This is a genomic window from Micromonospora sp. RV43 (genome assembly GCF_001029515.1).
Lineage (GTDB): Bacteria > Actinomycetota > Actinomycetes > Mycobacteriales > Micromonosporaceae > Micromonospora > Micromonospora aurantiaca.
This window is the reverse complement of the sequence record NZ_LEKG01000249.1, coordinates 1-7,506: the sequence shown is the minus strand read 5'-3', so window position 1 is coordinate 7,506 and position 7,506 is coordinate 1. Positions and strand designations below refer to the sequence as shown.

Sequence of the window (7,506 nt, the reverse complement as noted above, 5' to 3'; positions counted from 1 at the left end):
TCTCCGGCCGGATCAGCGTGGCCTCGTCCAGCACGGCGGACACGGTGGCGTCGAAGTCGGCCCGAAGGGTGGACGGGTCGACCGGCGCCGCCGGGTCCGGGGCGAACAGCTCGTGCGCGCCGAGCGCAAGGGTGTCGTTGAAGCAGAAGACGGCGCCGGTGGCGTTGGCGTTGACGTAACCGATCGCGTCCGGGGGCAGCCCGCCCCGGCGCAGCGCCGCCTCGACCGCCCGGGCCAGCCCGAGCCCGTCCGGGTGCGGCTGGCACGCGTGGTACGCGTCCCCCGCCCGGCCCCACCCGGCCACGCTCGCCAGCGTCTCGGCGCCCCGCCGGGCGGCGGCGCCCGCCGACTCCAGCACCACGGCGGCCACCCCGTCGCCCAGCAGCAGGCCCTTGCGCCCGGCGCTGAACGGGCGTACCGCGCCGTCGGCGGCGAGCGCCCGGCCGGCGTCGAACAGCGCGTACTGGTCCGGTTCGACCAGGTAACCGGCCGCGACCACGACCCGCTCCAGGTCGCCCCGGCGGATCAGCGCCGACGCGTCGGCGACCGCGCTGCTCGCCGACACGCACGCGGTGGTGTAGATCCGGGTACGCCCGCCGAGGCCGCACCGTGCGGCCAGGTGACCGGCTAGCGCCGGCACCGTCGGCTCGTCCCACCCCTGCGGTACGGGCAGCGAGTACGGCCCGCCGTGGGTGGCCAGGAACAGCGCCGACTCCGCCCGCCCGGCCCGGTCCAGTCCGGCGGCCCGGGCGGCGGTGTCGATCGCGTCGGTCAGCTCACCGGCGAGCGTGCCAACGTCCGGCAGGGTGGCCGCCACCGTCACCCGGCGGCCGGTGGTGTCGAAACGGCGCACCGGCGCGAACGCCGGGGTGCCGGTGAGCACTCCGGCCAGCAGCGCGTCGGCGCCCCTGCCGAGGGCGCTGAGCGCGTAGGTGCCGGTGATCCGTACGGTCTCCCGCTCAGCCATCTGCGGGAGCGGTGAGAGAGCCACGGAACACCGCGAGCGCGTCGTCGACGGTGCGGATGCCGGCGAGTTCGTCGTCGCTCAGGTCCAGCCGGCGGTCGTAGCGCTGCTCGACCATGTGCACAAGCCAGGCCAGCTCCATCGAGCCGAGCCGGTCCGGCACCTGGTCGGCGGGTTTCGCGGTCAGTTCGGCGAGCATGCTCACCAGGTCAGCTCGCCCCAGGTCGGGCTGACCGGACATCAGGACTTGTCGCTGTTCGCGGCCACCCGGTCGGCGACCATCGTGGTGAACTCCCCGACCGTCATCAGCGCCAGCTTCTCCGACTCGTCGTCGGCGAACTTCACGGCGTAGCGGTCCTCGACGCGGACCGCCAGGTCGGCCAGGGCCAGCGACTCCAGGTCGACGCCGGAGGGGCCGAGCGTGGTGTCGTCGTCGAGCTCCTCCACGTCGTAGTTCATGTCGGCGAGCTGTTCGACGACGAAGGTGCGGACCTCGTCTCGCATGGGTTCAGACCTCTTCTCCGTGTACCGGCTGACGGTGCCCGGTCGGGACACCGTGTGCGTGTGAACCGGCGGGGTCGGGCGCGCGGGTGGCGCGTTGCCCGGCCGGTCCGGGGCGGGATTCGGGGTGGACCGGACGTCCGGTGGGCGTCCGGCGGGTGTGCGGCTCGTACAGCGGGCCGGTCACGACGCCGCGTCCCGCAGCGCCGGGACGGACCGGACCAGCTTTCCGGTGGTGGTGCGGGGCATCTGGTCGAGCAGACGCAGCGTGCGGGGACGCTTGAAGCCGGCCAGCCGCTCGGCGATCAGCTTGTCGAGCGTGTCCTCGGTCAGCGAGCCGTCGGTCTGGACGTACGCGGTGATGCCGTCGTCCCAGACCACGACCGCGGCGACGACGCCGGGCAGCCCGGTGACTGTGGCCTCCACCTCGGTCAGGTCGACCTTCAGGCCGCCCACCGACACCTGCGAGTCCAGCCGGCCCTTGATGGTGACCAGACCCGTGTCCGGGTCGACCACGCCGGCGTCGCGGGTGTGCAGCCAGCCGTCGGCCCACCGGGTCGGGTCGGCCAGTCCGACGTACGGGTTGGCCGGGCAGCTCACCCACAGCTCGCCGTCGCGCTCGCGTACCTCGATGCCCGGGGCGGGCGCGATGGCGGGCCGGTGCCGCCCGTACAGGTCGGTGCCGATGACGCCGACCTCGGTCATCCCGTACATGTTGCCCAGCGGGACGCCGTAGCGGCCGGTGAACGCGTCCGCCACGGCCGCGGGCACCAGCTCGCCGCCGGTGGTCATGCGCTTGAGCTGGGGCAGCGGCCCGGCCGGTGTGGTGGAGGCGAGCAGCCCGATGTGGAACGGGACGCCGAGCACAGTGGCCGGGGTGTCCTGGGCGGCGACGGCGGCGAGGATCGCGTCGCCGCTGAGCCGTTCCGGCGGGCACAGCTCGACGCCGGCGTGCAGCCCGTAGAGCAGGCCGCCGACCAGGCCGAGCACGTGCACCATGCTGGGGAGCAGGATGATCCGCTCGCCGGGCAGCGCGACGCCGTCGATGCGGGTGTAGCGGTGCACCTCGGCGACCAGGTCGGCGGCGGTGCGGCCGATCACCTTGGACGGTCCGGTGGAGCCGGAGCTGAGCTGGATCACCGCGTGCGGGCTGCCCGCCGGGCGGTCGGAGTACGCGCTGACCCCCGCGGTGACGTCGAAGAAGATCCGCAGCGCGCCGCCGCCGGTTCGGACCGGGGCGACCACCACCTGCGGGCCGAGCCGGCGCAGCGCCTGGTCGACCTCGTGGTCGGTGAGCCGGTGGTCGAGCAGCACCGCCTGGGCGCCGGTACGCCAGGTGGCGAGCAGGTGCGCCACGTACGCCAGCGAGGGCGGCAGGCGCAGCGCGGCGGCGCCTCCGGCGCGCAGCCCGGCCCCGGCGAGCCGGTCCTGAGCCTCGCCGACGAGCCGGCGCAGCGTGCCCTTGTCGACCGGTTCGGGCAGGCGCAGGCAGACGTCGGTGTCGCGGCCGGTGAACAGGATGTCGTCCACCCAGTCCACCGTCGTCGAGGCAGGATCTTCCGCCACGGGATGTGCAGTCACGACCAGCCACCGTTCCACTGAGGAACTGGGCGGATCCGCCCAGCGGGTACGTCGTTCGGGGTATGGCGGAACCCTACGACGCCCCTCTTCTGCATCGCCAGATGCAAATGGCTAGATCCAAAACAGCGGCTGGGTGGATTGCTCAGGCTCGATCGGACAGGCAGGATCGGGGCCACGCCGGCAAGGTAGTCCGCCGGCCGCCGGATGCTGTGCGCGCGGCACCCCGCGCGGACGGCGGGGGCGGCTACGCTCACGGCATGTTCCGTGCCGCCCGGCCCGACGACTTCCCGCAGCTCATCCGCCTCTACCGGCAGCTGAACCCGGACGACCCGCACCTGAGCGACGGCTCCGACGAACGGGCCTTCGCGCGGATCCTGGCCACCGAGGGGCTGCACCTGTTCGTGCTCGACGTGGACGGCGCGGTCGTCGCCACCACCTACCTCAACGTGATCCCCAACCTGAGCCGGTCGGCGTCGCCGTACGCGGTCATCGAGAATGTGGTGGTCGACGAGTCGCGGCGCGGCACCGGCCTGGGCAGGCAGATCATGGCCGGCACGCTCCGGGCCGCCTGGGACGCGGGCTGCTACAAGGCGATGCTCATGACCGGGTCGCGCTCACCCGCGACCCACGCCTTCTACCTGGCCTGCGGGTTCTCCGGCGACGCGAAGACCGCGTACCTGGCCCGGCCGTCGTGACGGTCAGTGCTCGCCCGCCGGTGGGGGCGCGGCGCCGCGCAGCACCAGCGCGCTGTTGAACCCGTCGAAGCCGCGCGCGCCGACCAGCGCGATCCGGCTGCGGGGCGGGCGGGGCTGCCGCAGGAACGTCAGCTCGCAGCCGGGTGCCGGCTCGTCCGGGCCGGCCGAGGCGGGCAGCATCCCGCGCCGGAACGCCAGCAGCGCGGTGGCCGCGTCCAGCGCGGACCCGCCCTGGTGCGCCCGGCCGGTCAGCGGCTTCTGCGTGGTCACCGGCGGGGTCCGGTCGCCGAACACCGTACGCAGCGCCGTTGCCTCGGCCCGGTCGTACGCGGGCACCCCGAGCGCGTCCGGCCAGATCACGTCCACGTCGTGCGGGCGTACCCCGGCGCGTTCCAGTGCCAGCCGCATCGCGCGGGCGTAGTGGGCCGGGTCGGGGCCGGTGGCCGGGTCGGTGGGCGCGGCGTCGTGGGTGGCGGCCCAGCCGGTGATCTCCCCGTAGACGCGGGCGCCCCGGGCCAGCGCGTGGCCCAGCTCCTCCACCACGAAGACGGCGCCGCCCTCGGCCGGCACGTACCCGCTCGCCGCGACGTCGAACGGCCGGTACGCCCGCTCCGGGTCGGACACGTCGCTGAGCAGGCCGGAGCGGAGCTGGCAGGCCAGCGCGTACGGGCTCAGCGGGCACTCGGTCGCCCCGGCGATCACCACGGGGGTGCCCCGGCGGATGGTGCGCACCGCGTGCGCCAGGCTGTCCAGCCCGCCGGCCGACTCGGACACGGTCACCCCGGAGGGCCCCTTGAACTGATGGCGGATCGACAGCTGTCCCACGCTCGCGGCGTAGAACCAGGCGATCGACTGGTACGCCCCGACGGTGCGGCTCGGCCCGCCCCAGAGCCGTTGCAGCTCCCGCTGCCCGAACAGGTTGCCGCCCGACGAGCTGGCGAGCGTGACCGCCCACTGGTACGGGTCGGGCGACACCTCGGGCAGCCCGGCGTCGGCGAGCGCCAGCCCGGTGGCGGCGAAGCCCAGGTGGGTCCACCTGTCGGTCTGCACCCGCTGCCGGGTGTCGCTGAACCCGGCCGGGTCGAAGCCGGCCACCTCCCCGGCCACCCGGGTCGGGTAGCGCTCCGGGTCGAACAGGGTGATCGGCCCGGTGCGCCGGGTGCCCGCGAGCACTGTGTTCCAGTGCGCCTCGGCGCCGACGCCGCTGGGCGCGACCACGCCGATGCCCGTCACCACGGCCCGCGCGGTCACGGTGCCACCGCGAGCCGGCGGAACACCATCGCGGACTGGAATCCGCCGAATCCGCTGCCCACCGACAACGCCACGTCCACCGGCACCTCCCGGGCCTCGTTCGGCACGTAGTCCAGGTCGCACTCCGGGTCGCGGGTGGTCCAGTTCGCCGTCGGCGGCACCACGCCGTACTCGATGGCGAGCGCGCAGGCGGCCATCTCGATCGAGCCGATGGCGCCGAGCGAGTGGCCGACCATCGACTTGATCGAGCTGATCGGCACCCGGTACGCCGTCTCCCCCAGCGCCCGTTTGAACGCCGCAGTCTCGTGCCTGTCGTTCTGCCGGGTGCCGGAGCCGTGCGCGCTGACGTACGACACGGCCGTCGGGGCGAGCCGGGCCTGCCGCAGCGCGTCGCTGATCGCCACCGCCATCTCCGCGCCGTCCGGGCGCAGCCCGGTCATGTGGAAGCCGTTGCTGCGGCTGGCGTACCCGGCCACCTCGCAGTAGACGTGCGCGCCCCGGCGGCGGGCGTGCTCGGCCTCCTCCAGCACCAGCACCGCCGCGCCCTCGGCGAGGACGAACCCGTGCCGGTCGGCGTCGAACGGCCGGGAGGCGTGCTCCGGGTCGTCGTTGTCCGGGCTGGTCGCGCCGATCGCGTCGAACGAGGCGACGGTGACCGGGGAGATCGGCGAGTCCGCGGCACCGGCCAGCACCACGTCGGCCTCGCCGTCGGCGACGAGCTGGTGGGCGTACCCGATGGCGTCGATGCCGGAGGTGCAGCCGGTGGAGATCACCTGCGCCGGGCCGTACAGGCCGTGCCGGCAGGCCACGTCGGCGGCCAGGCTGCTGGGCACCAGCGCCTGGTAGAGGTACGGGCCGCCGAGCGCGTGGTCGACCAGCCAGTGCCGGCCGGAGTCGCTGACCCGCACGTACTCCTGCTCCAGGGCCATGGTCCCGCCGACGGCGGTGCCGAGCACCACCCCGGTGCGTTCCCGCTGCGCGTCGGTGAGGGCGAGGCCGCTGTCCGCGAGCGCCTCGGCGGAGCAGGCGAGTGCGAACTGCACGTACCGGTCGGCACGCTGCCGTTCGGCGAGCGTGATCCCGGCGGCGTCCGGGTCGAAGTCGCACTCGGCGGCGATCTGCGACCGGAACGGCGACGGGTCGAAGAAGCTGATCCGTCGCGTCGCGGTGCGCCCCTCGGTGATCGTCTTCCAGAAGCGGTCCCGGGTGGCGCCGCCGGGTGCGACGACGCCGATGCCGGTGACCACTGTGCGCCGGCCGGTCACGACGGCTCCCGTGGCGGCGGTGCCGCGCTCTCGGTGTCGACGTGGCCGAGTTCCGGGCGCGGGGCGAGCGGTCCGAGGTGGAACACCACCTCGGCGGGCTCGTCGCCGGTGTTGCGCAGCCGGTGCCGCACGTCCTTCGGCACGTAGAGCGCCTCCCCGGCGGCCACCGGCACCGGCGTGTCGTCCAGGTCGACGGTGATCGCGCCGCGGGCGACGTAGAGGAACTCCTCGCTGTACGGGTGGTAGTGCTCGGCGATCCGCTCCCCCGGCGCGAGCGTGGCGACGCCCATGAATCCGGAGGTGCTGCCGACCGTCTTCGGGCCGAGCAGCACCCGCAGTTCCCCGCCGCGGCGGCGGTCGGCCGGTACGTCGTGGACGGAGACCCGGGCGGTGGTGGTGTCGGTCATCGCGCGCCTCCCGCGTGCGCCCGCTCGATCTTCTCCTTGATCACGGCGAGCTGGATCGTGCTGTTGGTGTTGATCCGGTTGGTCATGGCGGCGTTGTCGACCGGTGCGTCGGGCTTCATCGCGAAGTCCTGGGTCCAGGTCATCCGGGTGCCGGCGGGCGTCTCGTCGTAGCGCCAGTGGATGCGCATGTACTCGAATGGGCCGGTCTCGACGCGCCGGGCGTGCACCTCGCGGGTGGCCGGGTCGGCGGTGCGTTCGCTGACCCAGCTCCACGACACGCCGTTCTCGTCCGGGTGCATGGTGAGCCGGAAGCGCACGGTGTCGCCGTCGCGGTGCAGGATCTCCGCGGTGGCGTACTCGGTGAACAGGTCCGGCCACCCGGCCACGTCGTTGGTGATCTCCCAGACCAGCGGCAGCGGCGCGGCGATCTCCACGGCGTTCTCGGTGTGCCCGGGCGGGTCCGCCTTGCGGGCCACCAGGTCGGCGACGCCGGCGATGCTGAGCTGCCCGGCCTGTTCGGGGATCTTCACCCGCCACCTGTCGGCCACCACCGCCGACAGTTCGAGCAGCGCCAGCGAGTCCATGCCCAGTTCCTCCAGGCTCGCGGCGGGCGCGCCGGCGGCGGCGTCCGGGTCCAGGCCGCAGTGCGTGACCAGGATGTCGGTGATCTCGCGGGCGAGCGGGCGGTCGGGGGCGACGGTCATCGGTTCCTCCAGGTGGTCGGGCCGGCGGCGGGCACGGCGCTGACGGGGGTACGGCCGCCCGGCTCGGCCGCGCCGCGCGGGTCGGGCACGACGGCCCGCGCCGGGGACGCCTCGGCCGCGGCGTCGGCGGGCGGGGCG

Annotated in this window: 9 protein-coding genes; 1 reads left to right on the top strand and 8 read right to left on the bottom strand. The window is 74.4% G+C overall.

What is annotated here, in order from left to right; all coding sequences use genetic code 11:
- The 4 genes from ABD52_RS34775 to ABD52_RS34760 form a co-directional block, all read right to left on the bottom strand.
- The coding region (locus ABD52_RS34775; protein WP_235437649.1) for a beta-ketoacyl synthase N-terminal-like domain-containing protein at positions 1-967 on the bottom strand (967 nt) is incomplete at its 3' end.
- The gene (locus ABD52_RS34770) at positions 960-1,205 is read right to left on the bottom strand and encodes a hypothetical protein (protein ID WP_013286638.1); all 246 of its coding nucleotides are present in this window, start codon (positions 1,203-1,205) and stop codon (positions 960-962) included. The genes ABD52_RS34770 and ABD52_RS34775, both read right to left, overlap by 8 nt.
- Positions 1,205-1,468 carry an acyl carrier protein gene (locus ABD52_RS34765; protein ID WP_013286639.1) on the bottom strand — a complete coding sequence of 88 codons (264 nt, stop codon included), beginning with the start codon at positions 1,466-1,468 and terminating at the stop codon, positions 1,205-1,207. Before ABD52_RS34765 ends, ABD52_RS34770 begins: the two co-directional genes overlap by 1 nt.
- 180 nt (positions 1,469-1,648) lie before the next feature.
- On the bottom strand, positions 1,649-3,046 hold the full coding sequence (locus tag ABD52_RS34760; protein WP_047894523.1) for a class I adenylate-forming enzyme family protein: 1,398 nt from the start codon (positions 3,044-3,046) through the stop codon (positions 1,649-1,651).
- Positions 3,047-3,303: 257 nt separating this feature from the next.
- On the opposite strand from ABD52_RS34760, the gene ABD52_RS34755 reads away from it, so the two are divergent.
- Positions 3,304-3,741 carry a GNAT family N-acetyltransferase gene (locus ABD52_RS34755; protein ID WP_013476565.1) on the top strand — a complete coding sequence of 146 codons (438 nt, stop codon included), beginning with the start codon at positions 3,304-3,306 and terminating at the stop codon, positions 3,739-3,741.
- A 3-nt stretch (positions 3,742-3,744) separates the two neighbouring features.
- Here ABD52_RS34755 and ABD52_RS34750 read toward each other — a convergent pair whose 3' ends face one another.
- The 4 genes from ABD52_RS34750 to ABD52_RS34735 are packed head-to-tail and all read right to left on the bottom strand — an operon-like array spanning position 3,745 to position 7,368.
- Positions 3,745-4,992, bottom strand: coding sequence for a beta-ketoacyl synthase N-terminal-like domain-containing protein (locus ABD52_RS34750; RefSeq protein ID WP_047894522.1), 1,248 nt, complete (start codon positions 4,990-4,992; stop codon positions 3,745-3,747).
- Complete coding sequence (locus ABD52_RS34745; protein ID WP_047894521.1) at positions 4,989-6,257, bottom strand: beta-ketoacyl synthase; 1,269 nt, start codon at positions 6,255-6,257, stop codon at positions 4,989-4,991. The genes ABD52_RS34750 and ABD52_RS34745 overlap by 4 nt, the downstream gene beginning before the upstream one ends.
- Positions 6,254-6,664 (bottom strand): cupin domain-containing protein, encoded by a 411-nt coding sequence (locus ABD52_RS34740; RefSeq protein ID WP_013286648.1) that lies wholly within the window; start codon positions 6,662-6,664, stop codon positions 6,254-6,256. Before ABD52_RS34740 ends, ABD52_RS34745 begins: the two co-directional genes overlap by 4 nt.
- Positions 6,661-7,368 (bottom strand): SRPBCC family protein, encoded by a 708-nt coding sequence (locus tag ABD52_RS34735; RefSeq protein ID WP_030268674.1) that lies wholly within the window; start codon positions 7,366-7,368, stop codon positions 6,661-6,663. Before ABD52_RS34735 ends, ABD52_RS34740 begins: the two co-directional genes overlap by 4 nt.
- Positions 7,369-7,506: the final 138 nt, after the last annotated feature.

Bases quoted from the DNA above. Each gene is read 5' to 3' on its own strand.
- ABD52_RS34765 (WP_013286639.1), bottom strand. From the start codon at position 1,468: ATGCGAGACGAGGTCCGCACCTTCGTCGTCGAACAGCTCGCCGACATG.
- ABD52_RS34735 (WP_030268674.1), bottom strand. From the start codon at position 7,368: ATGACCGTCGCCCCCGACCGCCCGCTCGCCCGCGAGATCACCGACATC.
- ABD52_RS34755 (WP_013476565.1), top strand. From the start codon at position 3,304: ATGTTCCGTGCCGCCCGGCCCGACGACTTCCCGCAGCTCATCCGCCTC.
- ABD52_RS34770 (WP_013286638.1), bottom strand. From the start codon at position 1,205: ATGTCCGGTCAGCCCGACCTGGGGCGAGCTGACCTGGTGAGCATGCTC.
- ABD52_RS34740 (WP_013286648.1), bottom strand. From the start codon at position 6,664: ATGACCGACACCACCACCGCCCGGGTCTCCGTCCACGACGTACCGGCC.